The sequence below is a fragment of the Clostridium sp. AF29-8BH genome (assembly GCF_003478145.1).
Taxonomy (GTDB): Bacteria; Bacillota; Clostridia; order Lachnospirales; family Lachnospiraceae; genus Otoolea; species Otoolea fessa.
On record NZ_QUEL01000023.1, the window covers coordinates 24,681 to 44,203 of the forward strand.

Annotated in this window: 24 protein-coding genes and 1 pseudogene; 9 read left to right on the forward strand and 16 right to left on the reverse strand. The window is 48.9% G+C overall.

The genetic code is table 11. The features are described 5' to 3' along the window. Positions 1 to 26: 26 nt before the first annotated feature. The 11 genes from DWZ16_RS16980 to DWZ16_RS15575 all read right to left on the reverse strand — a co-directional run bounded on the left by DWZ16_RS16980 (position 27) and on the right by DWZ16_RS15575 (position 10,303). The gene (locus DWZ16_RS16980; RefSeq protein ID WP_412694345.1) at positions 27 to 1,121 is read right to left on the reverse strand and encodes a hypothetical protein; all 1,095 of its coding nucleotides are present in this window, start codon (positions 1,119 to 1,121) and stop codon (positions 27 to 29) included. Next, complete coding sequence (locus tag DWZ16_RS16985; RefSeq protein WP_412694346.1) at positions 1,103 to 2,410, reverse strand: U32 family peptidase; 1,308 nt, start codon at positions 2,408 to 2,410, stop codon at positions 1,103 to 1,105. Before DWZ16_RS16985 ends, DWZ16_RS16980 begins: the two co-directional genes overlap by 19 nt. A 13-nt stretch (positions 2,411 to 2,423) precedes the next feature. Continuing rightward, positions 2,424 to 3,578, reverse strand: coding sequence for a cell division protein ZapA (locus DWZ16_RS15570; protein ID WP_182427365.1), 1,155 nt, complete (start codon positions 3,576 to 3,578; stop codon positions 2,424 to 2,426). An 89-nt stretch (positions 3,579 to 3,667) separates the two neighbouring features. Beyond that, positions 3,668 to 4,690, reverse strand: a complete 1,023-nt coding sequence (gene ruvB, locus DWZ16_RS12470) for a Holliday junction branch migration DNA helicase RuvB (RefSeq protein ID WP_107001650.1) — start codon at positions 4,688 to 4,690, stop codon at positions 3,668 to 3,670. 158 nt (positions 4,691 to 4,848) lie between these two features. After that, the gene (ruvA, locus tag DWZ16_RS12475) at positions 4,849 to 5,472 is read right to left on the reverse strand and encodes a Holliday junction branch migration protein RuvA (protein WP_022360178.1); all 624 of its coding nucleotides are present in this window, start codon (positions 5,470 to 5,472) and stop codon (positions 4,849 to 4,851) included. Positions 5,473 to 5,992: 520 nt separating this feature from the next. Continuing rightward, positions 5,993 to 6,931: an AMP-binding protein gene (locus DWZ16_RS12480; protein WP_118522964.1), complete on the reverse strand. Its 939-nt coding sequence runs from the start codon at positions 6,929 to 6,931 to the stop codon at positions 5,993 to 5,995. Continuing rightward, positions 6,814 to 7,299 carry a hypothetical protein gene (locus DWZ16_RS12485; protein ID WP_118522965.1) on the reverse strand — a complete coding sequence of 162 codons (486 nt, stop codon included), beginning with the start codon at positions 7,297 to 7,299 and terminating at the stop codon, positions 6,814 to 6,816. Before DWZ16_RS12485 ends, DWZ16_RS12480 begins: the two co-directional genes overlap by 118 nt. A gap of 104 nt (positions 7,300 to 7,403) precedes the next feature. Continuing rightward, complete coding sequence (locus DWZ16_RS12490; protein ID WP_118522966.1) at positions 7,404 to 8,549, reverse strand: acetyl-CoA C-acyltransferase; 1,146 nt, start codon at positions 8,547 to 8,549, stop codon at positions 7,404 to 7,406. Between the two features lie 135 nt (positions 8,550 to 8,684). Beyond that, positions 8,685 to 9,254, reverse strand: coding sequence for a biotin transporter BioY (locus DWZ16_RS12495; protein ID WP_022360190.1), 570 nt, complete (start codon positions 9,252 to 9,254; stop codon positions 8,685 to 8,687). A gap of 182 nt (positions 9,255 to 9,436) precedes the next feature. Further along, entirely contained in the window at positions 9,437 to 10,078 is a 642-nt protein-coding gene (locus tag DWZ16_RS12500) for a hypothetical protein (RefSeq protein WP_147353425.1), read from the reverse strand. A gap of 84 nt (positions 10,079 to 10,162) precedes the next feature. After that, positions 10,163 to 10,303: a hypothetical protein gene (locus DWZ16_RS15575; protein WP_182427366.1), complete on the reverse strand. Its 141-nt coding sequence runs from the start codon at positions 10,301 to 10,303 to the stop codon at positions 10,163 to 10,165. A gap of 277 nt (positions 10,304 to 10,580) precedes the next feature. Between DWZ16_RS15575 and DWZ16_RS12505 the strand changes: the two genes are divergently transcribed. Continuing rightward, the gene (locus DWZ16_RS12505; RefSeq protein WP_022360194.1) at positions 10,581 to 11,996 is read left to right on the forward strand and encodes a spore germination protein; all 1,416 of its coding nucleotides are present in this window, start codon (positions 10,581 to 10,583) and stop codon (positions 11,994 to 11,996) included. Positions 11,997 to 12,093: 97 nt separating this feature from the next. Here the strand turns inward: DWZ16_RS12505 and DWZ16_RS12510 are convergent, their stop codons facing one another. Then, entirely contained in the window at positions 12,094 to 13,596 is a 1,503-nt protein-coding gene (locus DWZ16_RS12510; RefSeq protein WP_118522968.1) for a PLP-dependent aminotransferase family protein, read from the reverse strand. A gap of 14 nt (positions 13,597 to 13,610) precedes the next feature. Continuing rightward, positions 13,611 to 13,733, reverse strand: coding sequence for a hypothetical protein (locus DWZ16_RS16990; protein WP_412694347.1), 123 nt, complete (start codon positions 13,731 to 13,733; stop codon positions 13,611 to 13,613). A 150-nt stretch (positions 13,734 to 13,883) separates the two neighbouring features. On the opposite strand from DWZ16_RS16990, the gene DWZ16_RS12515 reads away from it, so the two are divergent. Further along, a complete protein-coding gene (locus DWZ16_RS12515) occupies positions 13,884 to 14,111 on the forward strand; it encodes an IS66 family transposase (protein ID WP_118522969.1) in 228 nt (75 codons plus the stop codon). A gap of 200 nt (positions 14,112 to 14,311) precedes the next feature. Here the strand turns inward: DWZ16_RS12515 and DWZ16_RS12520 are convergent, their stop codons facing one another. Both DWZ16_RS12520 and DWZ16_RS12525 read right to left on the reverse strand, forming a co-directional pair. Beyond that, positions 14,312 to 14,674: a winged helix-turn-helix domain-containing protein gene (locus DWZ16_RS12520; protein WP_118522970.1), complete on the reverse strand. Its 363-nt coding sequence runs from the start codon at positions 14,672 to 14,674 to the stop codon at positions 14,312 to 14,314. A gap of 57 nt (positions 14,675 to 14,731) precedes the next feature. Then, positions 14,732 to 15,127, reverse strand: coding sequence for an S-layer homology domain-containing protein (locus DWZ16_RS12525; RefSeq protein ID WP_243022025.1), 396 nt, complete (start codon positions 15,125 to 15,127; stop codon positions 14,732 to 14,734). Between the two features lie 190 nt (positions 15,128 to 15,317). Here DWZ16_RS12525 and DWZ16_RS12530 point away from each other — a divergent pair, with 190 nt between their 5' ends. Genes DWZ16_RS12530 through DWZ16_RS12540 form a run of 3 tightly spaced genes read left to right on the forward strand, consistent with a single transcriptional unit; the run spans position 15,318 to position 16,918 of the window. Further along, the gene (locus DWZ16_RS12530; protein ID WP_002592127.1) at positions 15,318 to 15,590 is read left to right on the forward strand and encodes a helix-turn-helix domain-containing protein; all 273 of its coding nucleotides are present in this window, start codon (positions 15,318 to 15,320) and stop codon (positions 15,588 to 15,590) included. Next, positions 15,550 to 15,939 (forward strand): TnpV protein, encoded by a 390-nt coding sequence (locus DWZ16_RS12535; protein WP_117534454.1) that lies wholly within the window; start codon positions 15,550 to 15,552, stop codon positions 15,937 to 15,939. Before DWZ16_RS12530 ends, DWZ16_RS12535 begins: the two co-directional genes overlap by 41 nt. A gap of 16 nt (positions 15,940 to 15,955) precedes the next feature. Beyond that, positions 15,956 to 16,918 carry a DUF3658 domain-containing protein gene (locus DWZ16_RS12540; RefSeq protein ID WP_014078537.1) on the forward strand — a complete coding sequence of 321 codons (963 nt, stop codon included), beginning with the start codon at positions 15,956 to 15,958 and terminating at the stop codon, positions 16,916 to 16,918. Between the two features lie 61 nt (positions 16,919 to 16,979). Here the strand turns inward: DWZ16_RS12540 and DWZ16_RS12545 are convergent. Next, positions 16,980 to 17,785: pseudogene (locus DWZ16_RS12545) on the reverse strand (helix-turn-helix domain-containing protein). Positions 17,786 to 18,270: 485 nt separating this feature from the next. On the opposite strand from DWZ16_RS12545, the gene DWZ16_RS12555 reads away from it, so the two are divergent. From DWZ16_RS12555 to DWZ16_RS15680, 4 genes are all read left to right on the forward strand, one after another. Then, positions 18,271 to 18,459: a hypothetical protein gene (locus tag DWZ16_RS12555; protein ID WP_003020302.1), complete on the forward strand. Its 189-nt coding sequence runs from the start codon at positions 18,271 to 18,273 to the stop codon at positions 18,457 to 18,459. Then, a complete protein-coding gene (locus tag DWZ16_RS12560; RefSeq protein WP_006873175.1) occupies positions 18,456 to 18,797 on the forward strand; it encodes a DeoR family transcriptional regulator in 342 nt (113 codons plus the stop codon). The genes DWZ16_RS12555 and DWZ16_RS12560 overlap by 4 nt, the downstream gene beginning before the upstream one ends. Further along, positions 18,790 to 19,086 carry a DUF3847 domain-containing protein gene (locus DWZ16_RS12565; protein ID WP_009323503.1) on the forward strand — a complete coding sequence of 99 codons (297 nt, stop codon included), beginning with the start codon at positions 18,790 to 18,792 and terminating at the stop codon, positions 19,084 to 19,086. Before DWZ16_RS12560 ends, DWZ16_RS12565 begins: the two co-directional genes overlap by 8 nt. A 256-nt stretch (positions 19,087 to 19,342) precedes the next feature. After that, positions 19,343 to 19,523 (forward strand): hypothetical protein (locus tag DWZ16_RS15680; RefSeq protein ID WP_207663871.1); only part of this gene is annotated, 181 nt, incomplete at its 3' end.

Genomic DNA, 19,523 nt, shown 5'->3' on the forward strand with positions numbered 1-19,523 from the left:
TACCCGGAAGATTCCCGGTACACACGCTACTCTACGCCCCTCTTAAAATGACCTCTTGTAAATTCGCCCTCCAGCTCCACCGGTTCCTGATGGAGGAAGGTCTTCACGTAGGCATCCAGCACTTCCCCGGTCTGTGCCGCACTCTCCGACGTAAATGCCAGACGCAGCACCTCCGGCTGCAGGCGGTCTATCTGCTTTTTATCCTTCAAAAGCGACAGGGGGCTGGAATTGTAGATCGTATTGCAGCAGAAGCGGCACTGGTTCCTTACCGGAAATACCTTCTTTTTGCGATCCCGCAGATACAGATATTCCGGACATTTACTGCATCCTTCCACGGTTTTCCGGATGCACTGGGCGGTTACCATGACCGGGATCGAGCCATATACGAGAAGTTCCCGTTCCCGGCTGTCGCGCGCCTCCAACTCCCGGCTGTTGAGCTCGACCGGAAGGGTAAAACGCATCGAAAGCTCCGGCGCCATCTCCCGCACAAAATCCTCCGCCCGGTGATTCATCGTATAAATACCATAATCCATCACAAGCGGGATGGAAATCTTCCACTCGCGCACCAGTTCCAGCTCTTCCCATGCCCGGATGACAAGACCGTCAAATCCCGCCGATTCCAGCCTGGAACGATGTGTTTCAAAATATTCCTTTGCCCGATCGCGGAAAATATGCGGCATTACCAAAAGGCACTGCTTGTCTGCCTCATGGCAGCGCGATACCCATTCGTTCCACTGTTCGGCGCCAAATTCAGCGCTATCCAGATAGATGGCTCCGACTTCCGGTACGGATAACGCCACTTTTAACTGTGCCGGGTGTTCGACCGAAACGTGGATGTGGTACAGAGCTGTTTTATTCCCTTTTTTATTCTCAAACAGCGTTTTCTGACTTTGTACAGGTAAATCTGCTGTGAGTTCAACGTCCTGAGCCGGGCTGGTTTTTTCTGATTCCGAACCTGTCTGGTTATTTTCTTCCAGATTCTTTTCTTCCGGATTTTGCCACCCTTTTCCTGTCCCGCACGCCCTATTTTCCGGTATCTCCCGGCGGTATGGACGCAGTATCTCCTCGGTAAGCTGCTCAAACGCAGAGCGGCGGAGTTCATTTAACTCCTGCACCGGCACAAAAGGCTGCCGCCTGTCTCCACTTCCAGATTTTCAAAATAATACGGCGTATTTCCCGTTTTTCCGAGCTGTTTCTCAATCCGTTCCTTGCTCATCGGCTGTTTCACTGCCGTCTGGACAACTGCTCCGATTCCGCCTGCCATCCGGCTTTCTCCCGTCAGCGGATCTTCGTATTGAAGCGTCAGCTGCAGCGGTTCGCCTTCACAGACACGCGCAAACCCCTGAACCGGTTCTTTTACCTCTGCTTCCACATACGTTTTGTCCAGATACTGGTAAAGTTCCCGGTTTTCCTGGCGGAATGCCGGTTTCTCATGGCAGACTACCATATCGCGTCCATTGTGCTCGGTATAATAGCCTAACGTCTGACCGCCGCGGTCAAACAGATCCAGCAGCTCCTTCCGGTCTTTCGGGTCAACCCGGTAACCTTTTCTGCCATTCTTTAAATATAAATCTACATATTTCCGGTACAGGCGCACCACGCCTGCCGTATAGCGCGGACTCTTCATGCGCCCCTCGATTTTCAAGGAATAAACGCCTGCTTCCAGAATATCCGGCAAAATATCCAGCGTACAAAGATCCTTGAGACTGAGCACATACTTGGAATCGCCCGGATTTAACACGCCATTTTCTTTCTTTTGTTTTTTGTTTTCATTCGGGTTGTTCTCATCCAGCCGCCGAAGGACATCAAACGGAAGCCGGCAGGTCTGAGCGCATCGTCCCCGGTTGCCGCTTCTGCCGCCGATCAGGCTGCTGAACAGGCATTGTCCCGAATAACAGTAACAGAGAGCCCCGTGAACAAAGCTCTCTATCTCCACGCCCGTCTCCTGATAAATGCGGCGTATCTCTTCCAATGAAAGTTCACGCGCTGTGACGATGCGGACCGCGCCCATTCTTGTCATAAGCGCCGCGCCCTCCGGTCCGGTAATCGTCATCTGTGTGCTCGCATGAACCGGCAAATCCGGAAAATGCTCCCGGATATAAGAAAATACGCCCATGTCCTGCACGATCACGGCATCCAGTCCCGCCTGGTAATACGGAAGCAGATAGTCGTATAAGTCATCCATCTCGTCTTCCTTTACCAGCGTATTGACCGTCATATAAAGCTGGCGCCCATGCAGATGCACGTAGTTGATCGCTTCCAGCATCCCCATTTCATCCGGATTTTCCGCATATGCCCTGGCTCCGAAACGGCTGCCGCCCATATAGACTGCGTCCGCCCCCGCTGCCACCGCCGCTTTCATGCTATCGAAGGAACCCGCCGGTGCCAGAATTTCCACCTTTTTTTTCATATCATTTCACCCACTATAACCGCAGAATTGCATCTTTCAGTTCCACCGTTCCCTGTCTCTTGGGAAATGGCTTCCGCTTCATATATGCCTCCACCTGTGCCTGACGGACAGCTGCCAGTTCCTCACGTGCTGCCCCTGCCTCCTGGAGGCTTTCTTCCAGATCTTTCTTTATCGTCTGTTTTTCCTGCTCCAGCTGACTCAGCTGCTCTTTTACACTTTGTTTTTCCTGTTCCGTCTGCATCAGACGTGCTTCCAGCTGCGTTTTTTCCGTCTGCACAGCTGTCGCCGCCTGTCTCGCTTCTTCAAGCTGTTGTTTGAGAATCTCCAGCTTGTCCTGCAAAGAAGCGATTTCACTCTGGGATGACTCGACCGCCAGACGCTGATCTTCTGCCTCCTGTTTCCAAACCTCTGCTTCTCCACGGAAATCGTTTGCTTCTTTCTTTGCATCCGCAATCTGTTCCAATGCCTCTTTCTTTGCAGCTTCTGCCTGCTCCCGGACTGTCTGCTCCACCCTGGCAGCGCGATCCTGGGCTGCTTTTTCCGCGGATTCCACGCGCTCCTGTACCTCTCTCTTCGCACGTTCAATCTGCTCCTGCGCTTCTTTTCTTGCAGACTCAACCTGTTCTTGTGCTGTTTTCTTCACAGCCTCGATCTGCTCCTGCGCTTCTTTTCTTGCAGACTCAACCTGTTCCTGTGCTGTTTTCTTCACAGCCTCGATCTGCTCCTGCGCTTCTTTTTTCACACGCTCGATCTGCGCCTGTACCTCATTTTTAGCAGCTTCCGCCTGCTCAGCTGCCTCTTTTGCCGCCTTCTTTGCTGTCTCCAGTTCTTCCTCGCTGACGGTGCGCTCATTGCGGAGACTCTCGAGTTTCATCTGGGTGCTGACCATCTCATGTTTCAGACGGTATGTCTCTTTTTCCATGCTCTCTTTGTCAGATGCAAGTGCCTTCGCACTCTCTTTTTCTTTAAAATAATCATCCGCCAGATTCAGATAAGTCATAATACTCTGGTAGTCTTCCGGCATTTTCAAAAATCCCGGCTGCGCCTTGAGCTGGAAAATCTTCCCATTCAGATACGTGGCAATCTGCTGTACATATCCTTCCGTCTCACTGCCGCCCAGGCTATACACTTTTCCATCAATTAATACATCTATATACTGTTTTGCCATCGCATTCTCTTCTTTCTATCTATTAATAAATATGGTTCGACGTTGTCACGTCACCCACACAGAAATACCACCTTCAAATCAATCAAATATCAAATCTCAGAAATACCGTTTTTTGCTTGATTCCAGGCATACCCGAGATGCCGATACGCTGCTTCGGTCGCCATCCGCCCACGCGGAGTCCGGTTGAGCAGACCGTTCATCAGAAGATACGGTTCATACACATCTTCCAGTGTCCCAGCATCCTCGCCCAGCGCTGCCGCCAGCGTCTCCAGTCCGACCGGACCGCCGGAAAACTTGTCGATAATCATATGTAAGATCGCACGGTCGTTGTTGTCAAGTCCCAGCTTGTCCACATCAAGGATATCCAGTGCAAAATCCGCGACTTCTTTCGTAATCACGCCGTTGTACTTGACCTGTGCAAAGTCCCTCACACGTTTTAACAGGCGGTTTGCCAGACGCGGCGTTCCTCTCGAACGTCTCGCAATCTCATAGGCCCCCGTCTTATCAATCTCCACATTCAGAACTCCCGCCGTCCGCAGGACAATCGTCTGCAGCTCTTCAGGCGTATAAAAATCCATCTTCTGCACGATGCCGAAGCGGTCGCGTAGCGGCGCCGTCAGAAGCCCCGCGCGTGTCGTCGCGCCTACCAGCGTAAATTTCGGCAGATCCAGACGAATCGAGCGCGCCGTCGAATCTTTTCCCAACATGATATCGATCGCATAGTCCTCCATCGCCGGATAAAGCACCTCTTCCACCTGGCGGTTTAAGCGGTGAATCTCATCCACAAAGAGGACGTCTCCCTCCTGGAGCCCGTTGAGAATCGCCGCAATCTCCCCTGGTTTCTCGATTGCCGGACCGGAAGTAACCTTCATACGGGTTCCCATCTCATTGGCGATAATGCCGCTAAGTGTCGTCTTTCCCAATCCCGGCGGTCCATAGAAAAGAACATGGTCAAGCGCCTCGCCGCGGGATTTCGCCGCATGGATAAATACCTTTAACGTCGATTTGATCCGCTCCTGACCGATATATTCGTCTAAGGTCTGCGGGCGGAGACTTCCCTCAATCCGCTTATCCTCCTCCGTCACCTCGGTTGTAATCGTCCTTCTGCTCATACTTGTTTCCTGTCTTTCCTGTTTTTCTCTCTCATTCAATTAAGCCATGACAGTTCCATTTTCTCATATCTGCCACACATTCCAAATTTTCATCTGACGCACAAGCACCACTATTTTTTATGATCCTGCAATTTCGAATGTCCGACACATAGGTTGTTTTACAAAAACGCCAGATATTTCAGTGATGCCTTCAATACCGCCTCGGAATCCATCTCTTCCGTCACATTGGCGCTCTTGACCGCCTTCACCGCCTCGGCATTCGTATATCCCAGCGCCACCAGCGCCTCCACGGCTTCCTTCACCGCATTGCCTGAAAGCCCGTTCCCCGCAGCCGGCGAAACCGCCGCACTGCCATCTAACAGCGGTGTCAGCAGATCCTCTGCCTGTACTTTATCCTTCAAATCGAGAATGATCCGCTGTGCCGTCTTTGCCCCAACGCCCGGTGCACGGGAGATCGCCTTCGCATCCCCAGTCATAACCGCAAGACGCAGATCCTCCGGACGCAGCGCCGACAAGATGCCAAGTGCCCCCTTCGGACCAATGCCGTTGACCCCCAGAAGCTGGCGGAACATCTCCAGATCCGAACGGCTTAAAAAGCCGTACAGGCTCATATCATCCTCCCGCACCTGCAGGTGCGTATATATCTTTACCTCTTCCCCGAGCGGCGGTAAAACTTCCAGCACCGACATCGGGACAAAAATCCCGATCCCCATCATGCCGGACTCGACCACGATACGGTCCTTTGCTTTCTCCGCCAGGATGCCTTTTACATACGAAATCACGGTAAATTCCTTCCTTTTCTCTCTGGTTCAAGATCTGGTTCAAACTAAAAAAAGAACGCTTCAAAATGCCTCCAAATCTTCTTTTCAGTATACCATAGCACAGTTTTCATTGCAAGGAAAGTGCGGAATTTCGAACATATATTCTGCCCGGTTGATTGAATTTCATTTTTACACATTATCGGGAACCTATAAATGAAAAAGCTTTTCAATTGTAATATCAATGATTACAGTCAAAAAGCCTTTTCAAAGAATGAGAATTATTATACTATTTGCATTGTGCAGATATGCACACTCCTGCGCTTTCATCTCGGTAATTGAATTGCCGAGGATTCCCGCTTATTGTCCTAAATCCGGCTTATAAATACATTTCTTTTGGATTACTTGGCGCAAATCTGAAAAACCTTGGTAGAATCCGACTCCAATCGCTGCCATCAGTGCATCTCCATAAGCTGCCCCTATGTCTTCCTTTTGTCATTTTGCACAATAAGCCATTTTCTTTTTTGACAAGAAAAAGCAATTTTCACAGTTCTTTTTTACGAATCTTTCCGCTTTCAGTCTTTGGAAACTCCTTTAGAAAGACAAATTCGCGTGGAATCTCATAATCTGCCAGTCTTTCTGCCAAAAATTCCCGAATTGCCATATTGGTACAACCACTTTTTCCGCTGTCACTTCCGGCAATTTCTTCCCTTTCAGCTTCTTTCTCCCACACAATCCACACTTTCAGATAATCGCGCCCATGCTCATGGACTGCCTTCACTGCCGTCTCTGCCACTCCCGGAAATGTCCGCACCGCCTCTTCGATCCGGAGGGATGACACTTTTCTCCCATTTATGTTGCAGATATCATCATCCCTCCCATCAAAATAGAAGAGTCCCTCTGCATCTGTGTGACCGCAGTCCCCAATCACCGCGTCATTTCCAATTCCAAGAATTCCATACCGCGTTTTTACATGGAAATGGTCATTTTCAATCCAGACATCCACCTCTGGAAATGCACGGCCAACCAGCGTCGTATCTTCTTTCATCTCACTTCCACGGATATAGGTAATATAGTTCAGCTCGCTGGCGCCATAATACAATGTAATCTCCGCTTCGGGAAATGCCTTTTTAAACTGCACTGCCTCCGCACCGCCCATACTCTGGGAGCCGCTGACAAAAGAAATAATCCGGTAATTGACCGCCTGTTCCCGCTCATAGATACGCCGCAGCGCCCGCAGCTTGACAGGAATCAGATAGACGCAGGTCGCCTGTTCTGCCTCGATCATCCGCTTCCAGAGGCGCGGATCAAAGGAATCCGCCGCAACGACGCTTCCGCCGGACGCAAGCTGCGCCATATAAAGGTTCAGGTTGCCCGTAAACGCCAGGCTCCCCTGCATAAACGTAATGCTTCCCTCTCCCATTTTGAAAATCTTATTCTGAAGCTTAAAAAAATCGTGCCAGCTTTCAAAGGAGCGGAACAATACTTTCTGACGACCGGAGGTCCCGACGTCATCACACCCATATATGCCCCTTCCGGAGGTGTCACGTCACGCAATTCATCGGAAATTTTTACATCGGACGGTGCAATCACCGGAACCGTATTTCCGTCTCCATATGCCAGAAACTGAATAAGCTGATGCGCGATCGTCGGTTCCTGGATCCAGTGGATGTGACGTTTTCCCTGTTTTTCTTCTATCTCTTTCGGATGTTTCCTTACACGTTCTGCCGCCTCGATGAGCTCCCCGAACGTATAGCGCTCTTTCTCCGTGATCAGGGCTTCCCACTCTGGCGGGTATGCCCGGAGCGCATCCAGATATGTATTTATACATTGTGTCTGTATTTCTTTCATGATTAATTCCTGTCTTTTACTTATTTTTATATAGAACTTTTTACCAATCTGAGCTTTTAAATTTACCACATTTACTTTTTATATCATTCAAACACTGTCTTCATCTACTTCATTACTTTCTCCACCAGAATACTGCTTCCGATCCCTCCGGCGGCTGCCACGCAGCACATTCCCAAATGCCCATTTTTATATTCCAGTGCTTTCATCAGATGCAGCAGAATCATTGCGCCGGAGACTCCATATGGATGCCCATAGGCAAGTGCCCCGCCCCAGATATTATAACGGTCTTCAATCCCCGGAAATGCACGTTCAAATAGAACATCAATAACGGCAAACGCTTCATTGACCTCAAAAGCATCGATCTCCTGATAAGAATGCCCCGTTTTTGCAAGTATCGCCTTAGCAGCGCTGACGGCTGATTTTGGGCTCATCATCGGATCATCCCCGATCGCTGTACCAAACCGGAAACGGCATTCTGCTTTCCGTCCCTGTTCCCGCAAAAACCGTTCCGAACAAAGTACCACAAATGCTGCGCCATCGTGCATCAGGCACGCATTTGCCGCCGTGATTTTCGTGCCATTTGGAAGCAGATACGGCAGGCGGTCGATCAGACGCTGGCTCATTGTCGGACGGATTCCCTCATCCCGGCTGCTGCCGTCGATGGAAACCGTTATATCCTCCAATATTCCCTCTTTGCGCGCCTGCGCCGCCCTCTTATGGCTCCGGAGCACCCAGGTGTCCATCTCTTCCTTAGAGACATTTTCCCGGATCGCAGTCTCCTCCGCGCCCTCTAACATAACCTGCTCGCCGCGCTTTCCCGGCACAAACTGTGCAACCGTATACACCTTTCCACCGTCATACTCCGGATGGTTCGGGGACATCATGCGGTACGGTTGTACCGAAGAACTCTCCATTCCCCCGGCAATGACCAGATCCGCCATCCCGCTCTCAATCTTGGCTGCTGCCGCGCTGATCGCCTCCAGCGCCGACCCGCACTGCAGATCCAAAGTAACCGCCGGAATCCGCTCTGGAAACCCTGCCGAAAGTGCCGCCAGACGCGTGATATTGCCGCCTCCCCCGACCGCATTTCCTCCTATTATATAGTCGATCGCATCGGTTGGAAGCTCAAATCGCGAAACCACCTCCCGCAGCACCTCCGCCCCTAGCTTTTCCGCCGGGATATGACGGTACATTCCATCTTTCACCCCGATGTAACTGCGCAAACCGCCCAGAATATATACGTGATTCATACTTTTCTCCTGTTTTTCTTCTATTCATAATTAAAATTAAAGGGATGCGGCAACGGACTCCTCATGCCTCCTGGCTGCATTTCTGCACTAAAAGGCTGATTCTGTTCACTACCACATCCCATCTTTATTTTCTATCTAATTTCCAAATAAGCCCGTCCGCTTCAGCGCCTTTCCAAGTGCTACCGCTGCCACACACTTAACGATGTCCAGCGGAATAAACGGAATTATCGACTGCACGATAACTGCACCCCACGGCTGTCCGGTCACGTGTTTCATCCAGCCTGCACCGAATGCGTAAATCACCGGAATACCAACTACAATCAGGAACGCTGTCTGGAATGCAACATTTTTCCATTTCCGGCAAAACAGGGAAATCAGAAACGCTACAACCAGAAATCCGATATAGTAACCGCCGCTCGGTCCAAGCAGTTTTCCCGGTCCTGCGCTTCCGCCGCTGAATACCGGCACGCCGCATAAGCCTAACAGCAGCCAGCTCGCCATAACTAAAATGGTATCCTGTGGTGCAATCAGCAGACCGATCAGGTTGACAATCATCGTCTGCGCTGTGATCTTTGCATCCGAAAACGGAAGCGGAATCGCAATATACGAAGACACACTGATAAGAGCCAGCATCATCGCCAAAAGTGTAAGCCGCTTCGCGCTCCATGCGCCGTGTACGTTCACTGCACTTGTCTCTGAACTCATTATATATACCTCCTCAGTGATAAAATTCTAAGCCGTGTAATGCATTTTCCTATGAATCACACACAGAGAATCTTTGCTAGAAAAGAGTATATCGGAATTTCAGCGGATTGTCAACCTTGTTTTTATAAATGGTTTACATATGCACCCATAGCTCCTCTGCACCCACTTTATCATCGGCATCCCTATTTTTCTGTAATCGAAAGAATTTCCTTTCCCTCTTGCTTCGTTCTCAGATACACCGCGTTTCTTCCCTCCTGCCCCGAATCCGACAGATATACCTCCTCATCAGGACGAAGTGGGGCAAGAAAACGTACTTCCAGAGCGGTCTGTCCCTTCATCCAGCCCTTCTTCCACAGACGAAGCAGGCAGGCATTCATAACAAGAAACCCCGGCAGAACTGCCGCTTCTCCCTGATGGATCGGATTGGTATCTGCCGCCTCCCGGAGATATTCTTCCATCTGGCTGCGGCTAAATGCCCGCGTATCATCATCCTCACTTCCCAGTTCCGTAATTGCTTTCATGAGCGGCATTTTCTCTTTTTCCGGGACAAGGACGCTCTGGCGCGGTTTTACCAGCAGCACTTCCATCTCCTCATTTTCCCGTTCCTTTTCCTCCTCCGCTGCCGCTATGCGGACTCGGATTGCCGAGCGACCTTTTTTGATGATTTCTGGAGTTAATTTGGTATGGCAAAACTCATTCTCCCCCTGTTTGGGCTGCCAGTCCAGATGAAGTGTAGTTGTGCCTATCATCCAGCCCTCGTATCCTTCCAATGTGGAGAGAGCGCGCTCAAAGCAAAGAAGCTTCTTTTTCAATCTATCATTCACGGTATTTTCGACCTCTTCGTTATAAATTGTAAATCTGACTCGCATGCACTTTTCTCTGCTCATTATACTAGATCTGTTCCTGAATCACAATATCCGAATCTCCCGCGTCTCCCCCTGATCCACCGGAATAAATCGGTCTTTTAAGCCCGGCGTCAGCCAGATCGTGCCGCTCTCGTCAACCAGGACTGCCTCATAGTCCTGATGCGCCGCCGCTAACACGGTCACCGCCGCCGAATTGCCTGCCGGGATCTTCTTTTACCTTTCATACATATTCCTCCATATAATCTTTTGTAATATCTTACTCTCCGCACCGGATTAGGCATCCCTAATCCAATAAAATCTGTCAATTATTTAAGTCTGTTTAAAAATGAGAATTTTTTTCTGTTTGCTTCATTTCGTATATTTTTATCCTTTTCGCACATACTCCATCTGTAAACATTTTGTCCCATTCCAGTCCCTTCGCGGTCACTGATATTGGCTTCTCTGATAGGAGATTTACACGATGCAGATTTCTTCATCCATTGAAAATAACCGGACTTTTTTTCAAAAAAAGCTCCGACCGGACATCAGTTTTGATGTCGTAGATCGGAACCTGATGATCGGCGGACGCGATGCCTGCCTCTACTGTATTGATGGTTTTACCAAGGACGATACGCTTTTAAAAGTGCTGCAGGCGATGAGCAGCATTGAAACCGCCCAGATGCCTGACAATGCAAACGATTTTGCCGCCCTCTACCTCGCCTACGGCGAAATCGGGCTGGAAACGGATTCGGACGCGCTGATTATCCAGCTTCTCTCCGGTGTTCCTTTTCTTCTGATCGACGGGTATGCACAGGCACTCACAATAGACTGCCGCACCTATCCCGCCCGCGGAGTCAGCGAACCTGAAAAGGATAAGGTATTGCGCGGCTCGCGCGATGGTTTTGTCGAAACGCTTGTGTTCAATACGGCTCTGATCCGGCGGCGCATCCGCGATCCGAAGCTGCGGATGGAAATCATGAATATTGGGGAAAGTTCGCACACCGATATCGCCATCTGCTACATGGAAAACCGGGTGGACACCGAACTTTTAAACCGCATCCGCACCCGGATTCAAAAAGTGCATGTCGATGCCCTCTCGATGAACCAGGAAAGCCTTGCCGAATGTATTTATCCGCACAAATGGTTCAATCCGTTCCCAAAATTTCGTTTTTCAGAGCGTCCGGATACCTCCGCTGCCTCGATTCTGGAAGGAAATATCATCATTCTGGTGGACAATTCGCCATCCGCAATGATTCTGCCATCCTCTGTTTTCGATATCATCGAGGAAGCCGACGACTACTATTTTCCACCGCTGACCGGCACCTATCTGCGCCTGTCGCGGACGGTCATCTTTTTCCTGACCTTATTTCTGACACCGCTGTGGCTGCTTTTTATGCAGAATCCCGGCTGGATCCCGGAATGGCTCGCTTTTATCCGTGTCACCGACGAGATCCATGTGGCGCTGATCTATCAGCTCCTGATCCTGGAATTTGCCATCGATGGTCTGCGGCTCGCGGCAGTCAACACCCCCAGCATGCTGACGACACCGCTCAGTGTCATCGCCGGTATCGTGCTTGGAGAATACTCGGTCAAATCCGGCTGGTTCAACAGCGAGACGATGCTCTATATGGCGTTCGTCACGATCGCCAACTACTCGATGACGAGCTTCGAACTCGGCTACGCACTCAAATTCATGCGCGTCCTGCTCCTGATTCTGACCTTTTTCCTCAATCTCTGGGGCTTCATCGCCGGAACACTCATTGCCGTCGGCTGCCTTGTCTTTAACCGGACAATCGCCGGAAAAAGTTATATTTACCCGCTAATTCCATTTCACTGGAGTGAATTAAAAAAGCGGCTGCTCCGGAACCGGCTGCCGCATGAGGAGAAAAACGGGTAAGAATGTCGCATAAAATGTCCGCATACCCACAACTACCCGGATGGTTCCGGGTACTGGCTGTGGTTTATGCGGACATTTTAACTTCTATATCTATCTTCTATTTTTCTTTCTTATACACTACCTCTTTCAGCACCTCCAGCGCCTCCTCATACCGCTCTGCCCCCATCGAGGCACAGGACAACAGGAGCTTCGGATATCCCTCTTGAAAATGATGCTCCTGTTTTTCCAAAAGACTCCCGACCGACTCCACCGGGCGGACGGCGACGCCTGCCTGTGCCGCACGCCCGGCAATTTCCGCCGATGTAAGCGGGCTGTCAAGCTCCATGAGAACCAGAAAACCGGCATCGCCCAGATGCGTTCGCGCTTTTTCTCCAAAAATGCGCCGCACCGCATCACACAGACACTTTGCCTTTGCCGCGTACAATTTCTTGGACTTTCGGATCTGGCTTTCCAGATGTCCGTCCCGGATAAACTGGCAGAGGGCAATCTGCTCTGCCTTGGACGCCGTCTGGTTATAAAAACGCCCCCGCTCCTGATACCGTTTCAGCAGATCCGGCGGCAGGACCATGTAGCTCATGCGGATCGAGGGAAGAAGCAGCCTTGAAAATGTCCCCAGATACACGACGCCCCGCCCGCCGGAAAGCCCCTGCAGGGACGGTGTCGGGCGGTTATAATAGCGGAACTCACTGTTGTAATCGTCCTCAATAATCAGCATATCCTCGCGCGCCGCATCCTTTAAAAGCTTCATCCGGTCGCCCACCGGCATGACCTCGCCCCAGACTGTCATCTGCGATGGGGTCAGATAGCAAACACTTCTCCCTGTATGTCTCATCGCCTCTGACATCTGTTCGGATAACCCTGTTTTCATCTCTCTTGCACATACATCTGGCTTTTCTATTCCGCACAAATCCTTTTTTGAGGACTCAATCCTCCTATCATTACTTTCCCAATATTCTCTTATATCTCCGGTCCGAAACCCATAATCCTCAAAAATCTGGCGTCCCTGCCGGAACGACGGATTAAAAAACCATGCGCTGTCCCGCTCCCGCAGCATCGGGCACAAAATATGCAAGAGACTCTGCACACCCGCCCCTACTACGATACTGTCCGGCGTACAGATCACATTGCGGTGGCGCCCCAGATACGCACAGAGCGCCTCCCGGAATTCCCGCTCTCCCTGCGGTTCGCCGTAAGAAAGCAGCCGCTCATCCTGGCGCAGGGCGCTCTTGACATAGCGCCGCCATAAATCAAACTGGAAGCTCTCCCGATCCACATTTGAAGACGCAAAATCATACCGGATTTCCGGGCGTTCCTCCTGATGCGGCACACCGTGCTCTATTTCCTCCCGGTTTGCAGCCGCCAGCACCGCATCCGTTACATAAAAGCCGCTCTGCGGACGCGAAATGATATAGCCATCCGCCGCCAGCAGCATATACGCCGTCTCCACCGTCGTCCGTGAAAGCTGCAGCTGCAGGGAACATTTGCGGATCGACGGCAGCTTCGCTCCCGGCTTCATCTGCCCGGACACGATCAATTCTTTGTAATATTCATATACTCTCAGATACCGGCTCTGTCCCGGTTCGCTTAAATTCAGTTCCATCGTATTTCCTCTATCTATTTATGTAAACGGCGATGCACCGCATCGATCATCCGCATCATCCCATATCCCAGACAACCGCCCCTCTTTCCGTCTTCACAATATTTTTCATCTCCACCACTTGTCCCTCTTATATCCAACTGCCTTCCTCAATTATACCGTTTTCTCCTGCTTATAGGCAATCCCCAAAATTGAGTACTGTTACTGTTCACGCATACGTGCCCAGTAACGGAAATTCCGAGGAAGAAATCAAAGAGCCGCTTCTTCCTAAGTAAAGAAGAAATCCCCCCATGATTCCGGCTGAAGTTGGTCTGGCATACTGCAACAAGCTTTTCTTTTTGGAAAAGCAGTTCCGTGACCTTACTCCGGAAGAGCGAAAAGACAGATGTCTGGAAACAGAAGTGCCGGTATGGGAAAGCTTTTATGCATGGTTAGAACAACTCAATCCTGTAAAAAGAAGTAAGCTGGAAAAAGCTGTGATATACGCAAAAAACCATAAAGAAACACTGCCTGTTTAAGGCGAAGGATATCAAGGGGGCAGTGGACAATACGGTGGATTATTCATCGCTTACGATTTACTAATTTCTCTAAACCATCCCACATCCAATCAAATTAAAAAGAGACACGGCATAAATTATTCTGATAGATTTTACATCAGATTTCTTTATGCCGTGCCTTTTATGTTATCATAATGATTGCTACATACATATAGCAGGCTTCACCCTCCGTTATACACCGGATTCGCATTGATTTTCGGTACGAAGGCAACAGCCGTTCCGCAATTTTCACCATCCTCCCCCCATACTTCTTCATAGATCTGTCCGGCAGAAAATACCCAGGATGGATGTTTTGCCAAGTATACCAATGTTTCAAATTCCCGACGAGTCATAGAAATCAACTCACCGTTTCGGTATGCTGTTCTCTCCTTCAGCCGAAGCTCCAAGCCCGGAAAAACAAGAGTGTTACAAGGGTGGGATGTCACAATATGGTCAAATCCTGGCTCGACCGCAATAATCTCCATAATTCTACTGAGTATATATTCTTCATGGTCGGTAAGCGACAGTACCAGAAACTTGCCCATATTGTTCACATCCCTCTTTATTGATATTATTTTTGCATTACATTACGGGTTCATTTTTCATCTGTCGGATGCGGTATTCACCGCCATCGTCCCATCTGCATAGAAGTAGTACCACTTACCATCAATCTGCTTCCAGCCTCCGGCAAACATCATTCCGGTGACCTTGTCCAGCCAGTACCACTTCTGATCCTCGGAGAGCCAGCCCTTCACTGACTCCCCGTTTCTGTAATAGTTCCACTGTCCGCTGTCATTCTGCTGCCAGCCGTTTGCGGCCTGCGGGTCAATGACGATTTCCACAAACCGCCGCAAAACCGTGGCGACCTCGGCGCGGGTGGCGGTTCCCTTGGGGTCAAACTTATTTTCATTCTTCCCGGTCAGGATGCCCGCCTGCTGCATGGACTTGACCGCATCCTTCGCCCAGCTGCTGATCTGTGTGTTGTCCGCAAAGGTCACAGCCCTCAAGGTCTGGGGCAGTTCATGGCTAATTAAAGGGAACAAAAAGAAAGGAAAAACCAATCCAGACGGTATCAGCGGCAGGCTACAAGAATAAATTGTGATTTCACAAGATTGGTGTTATAATAAGAGAAAAGTTCCTGCCGGGGCAACCGCCCCGGTGGTATGGATAGAAAGGCAGGAAAATAATATGCACATCAGCTATAAACCACTCTGGCACACACTGTTAGAGCGTGATATGAGAAAAGAAGATTTAAGGCTTGCCGCTGGTATGACAACGAATATGATTGCCAACATGAGCAAAGAGGGAAAGCACATCAGCATGGACACATTAGCCCGTATCTGCGAAACGCTGAATTGTGAGATTACCGATGTAATTGAGTTAGTACCAGACGAGCCTGCTTCCACAGGAGGTAAGGAACATGAGCGAATTGAAACCAAGAATAACAGAAAACGGAATTGATTATATCCTTGTTGGAGATTACTACATCCCAGACTTGAAGCTGCCGGAAGAACACCGCCCCATCGGAAAGTACGGACGGATGCACCGGGAATATTTAAGAGAAGTCCACCCAGCCAGATTGAACACATTGACCTTGACCGGGGAGTTATGGACATACCTTGCAGACCTGAACGAACAGGCACAGGAACGGTTAGACACCATCATGGAGCAGATGAAAGCCACCGAGGGCGTGACCGAGGAATTGAAGCGTACCCGTCAAATGGAATGGGTGCAGCGTTGCAATAACATTCACAACCGAGCAGAAGAAATTGTTTTGCATGATATAATTTATTCATACGGGAGTAATTAAATCGGAGGTATATAAGATGATTGAAATTGTATTTGGTGAAAGTGCCTGTGGAAGTTTGAAAATTGCCCAAACTTACGGTAAGGGAAAGTATAGAGGAAGTGCAGTTTCGGTCTTTATGAGGCACGAAGATGGGAGTGTTCCATCTTCAGATGAAATGAAAGAAGCACAAATTCAAGCACAGGAACAAGAACATATTGCTTGGGAGAATGCTATTCCATTGGGAGGCAAGAGCAGTGATGTTTATTGTTTTGATATGGCTCTTAGTGTGGGAGATATTTCTGATAATGGAATTGGCGAACAGCGGAAAAATGTTCTCAAGAAAATGCTGTCTGTCTGGTTTGTAGAGGATTTAGACTATCAGGTTGAAGAAAAAATACAGAAAATTAAAACTACATTGTCTTCGGTTATTGAACGATATGTAGCTGGGGAAGAAGTTCGTATTTGGTATAGCTATAATCCGGATGAACTTTGCGGTATGTACTGGCTTATGAAACAACTTCGACCATTAAACTGTCAGACAACAATTTATTTGGTTAAGTTACCTGCCTGGGAATATGGAAAAGAAAATACTATGACATCCAAAATAGCATGGGGTGAGGTTTCTCCTGGCGAATGGGGAAAATATATAACTCTACAAGAAAAAGCTAAGCCTGTATTTCTTTCAGCTTGTGCTATGAAATGGAATCAACTTCAAAATGAAAATGCACCTTTGCGTGCAATGCTAAATGGTAAATTGCAAAGTGTTTCAGAAGATATATATGATAGTTTCATTCTTCGTGAAATTGCGGAACAGCCAGAGCAATTCAAAATGGCTATTGTTATAGGTAATGTTTTAGGAAAATATCAACTTGGAATTAGTGATGTATGGATTTCTAATCGCATTGATAAAATGCTTGAAGATGGTGTGTTGGAAATTATACAGGACGCACCAAAGGGAGAAACAAATTATCGCCGGATATTAAGAAAACGAATGAAATAATAACCACAGCAAGAACCGCTGCTACATGGAAGGCACCCCAACCATGCAACAGCGGTTTTTTTTACCGTTTTTTCCTCTGGCTGATAGGCGTTCCCATTTTCTTTGATTTTTTGAGAATCCGAATCAGCCAGCGAAATTCTTCGTCTGACAGATTTTTATAGTTGATACCGAGCTGCTTGCAGTAAAGGACAACCAGCTTTTCATCCCGGCTGCCCTTGAAATTTTCGACTGCTTCGAGATTTTCTTTCAATTCATCGGCAACGGTGGTCTGGGGCGCACTCTCACTGTCCTTTTTGTGGGCTTCCCGAATATCCCGGATAATCAGGTTGAGGTCATCCAGAACCATGTGACTGAAATACTCATCATCACTGATATGGGCGGCTTGCAGCACTTTCAAATGCGGGTCATCTTCGCCTGGGCGATACCGTTCAATGATTTCATGCCGGACGGCATCGACAAGGGCGTTGAGGTTTTGAATCTGCATGGTGGCAATCCCATCCACATAAATCTCAATGTCCGCAAGAAACTTGATAAAGTCCTTATGGGTGGCAAGTTCGCAGAGCAGACGGTTGTTAATCCGACCGCTTTTCAGAAGTGCTACCATCTCATCACTCAAATGCAGCTCCCTTAATGGCGTGTTGATCTCCGCCCGGTTCTCTGTCCGGCAAAAGAGATAATCGAGGGACACCCCATAAAAATCTGCCAGCAGGATAAGGTTGCCATGATTGATTTCCTTATAGTCATCTTTTTCATAACTGCCAAGAGCCGATTTTGAAATACCCGTTTGCTCAGCCAGTTCTTCCAGTTTTATCCTTTGTTTAATCGTAAATCTTTTAGCCGTTCCTGTATTGTAGTAGCTCCGTTCATTGAAGCAGTTCCCCCTTTTTGACAACATATATAACCGTTGAATTGATTATACCATATCAATTCCGCAATCGTGGAAATTTTTGATTTTTGCCCTTAATTCCTACTTTGTGGACATACCGCACGAGGCACAAAAATGTTCTATGATACAGGTAGTTCATCGATGGATCAAATCCAATCGAATGACCAGCCTGTGTGGGATATGCTTCCCCGGCGATGTAGTGCCATGACTTTTGGCAGGAATGTGGAGGAACCCTGACCGAAACGAGCGTACCAAAGGGAGCGATACGCCGCTGTGAGATTCAGGGGAGGAACGACACCGGGGAGAACTGGCGAACTGACACCGAAATGATACCGAAACACGACAATGTGATAGGGGGATAGTCTACCCTATCGCTGATACTTCGGGAGATTTTAGGCGGCTCTATGGCTGTAATTTTTCCGAAAATCGCCCCGAAACCATACACAAAAACGGGAGGAAGCGCAATATGCCGAGAATGAGCAAAAAGAGGAAACAGGAGCTTTCCTTTTACCTCAATGACCGGGGGCGTGTCACTTACAACGAATTATGCCGGAAATGCCAGCATGGGTGCAAGCAGAGCTTCCGGGCGGTTGTGATTGACTGCCCCCGTTATTTATCCAAACGAGCAAAGAAAAAGGAGGAACACACCGAATGAATTTTGAATTTATGACGATAGACACACCACTGCCGCCCTGTATGCCATTTCCCAGAGCGTTGACAGGATTTCCAGTCAGCAGCACCGCAAAGGTCATGTACTGCCGGATGCTGGACGCTATGCTATCCAAAGGGCAGGAGGACGAGAACGGAATCCTGTTTGTCTGCTTCCCTGTCACAGCCATTGCCGCAGTCCTGTCCCGCAGTCCTATGACGGTCAAGCGTTCTTTGAATGAACTGGAAAACGCAGGACTTATCATGCGGGTGCGTCAGGGCGTTGGAGAGCCGAACAGGATTTATGTGCTGATACCGGGAAAGGAGGACGCTGCCCTTGCCTGATAGCTCAAAACTTGAAAAGCTCAACCGGGAGCTGGAGAAAAGCGAAAAGAAACTGCGGAAAGCTATCAATGATGAAAAGGCATTGCAGCATCAGTTGAAGCAGCTTACCCGAAAGGAACGGACGCACCGGCTCTGTACTCGTGGCGGTATGCTGGAAAGTTTTCTGCAAGAGCCGGAACGCCTGACAGATGATGATATCATGCTGTTGTTGAAACTCATTTTTCACAGACAGGACACGCAGGAACTATTGAAAAAACTGCTGGAACGGAAGAAGCCGGAAACCCCTTAGTTTACTAAGGGCGCAATTATACACCACCCAGAGGTTGGTGCATTGCGTTCTCCGAAGGCTCCTCGCCGGAGGGCTGTGATTTTCCGCAGTCATGGTCTGCTCCAAATCATACAGGGGACGCTACGCTTCCCCTGCGCTGGCTGCCGCCAGCTACCCTTTTGCGGACTTGGCATCTGGGGACACCTTGCCTTGCAAGCTGTTCCCAGCCGACAAGTTTCATAAAATATGCTATCTTTTCGATAGGCAGTGAAGTATAATGAAGATGACAACAAATATGAATTTTATAGCTGTTAAAATTAAGGAGATAAAAATGGCACAAGAAAAAAATGTTACAAGAAATTTGATACTTTTATTGATAGGTATGATTGTTATTTACCTATTACAAAAAAACGGGAATTTCTTCCCAATCTTGTTTGTAGTTCTATCAATATTTTTGA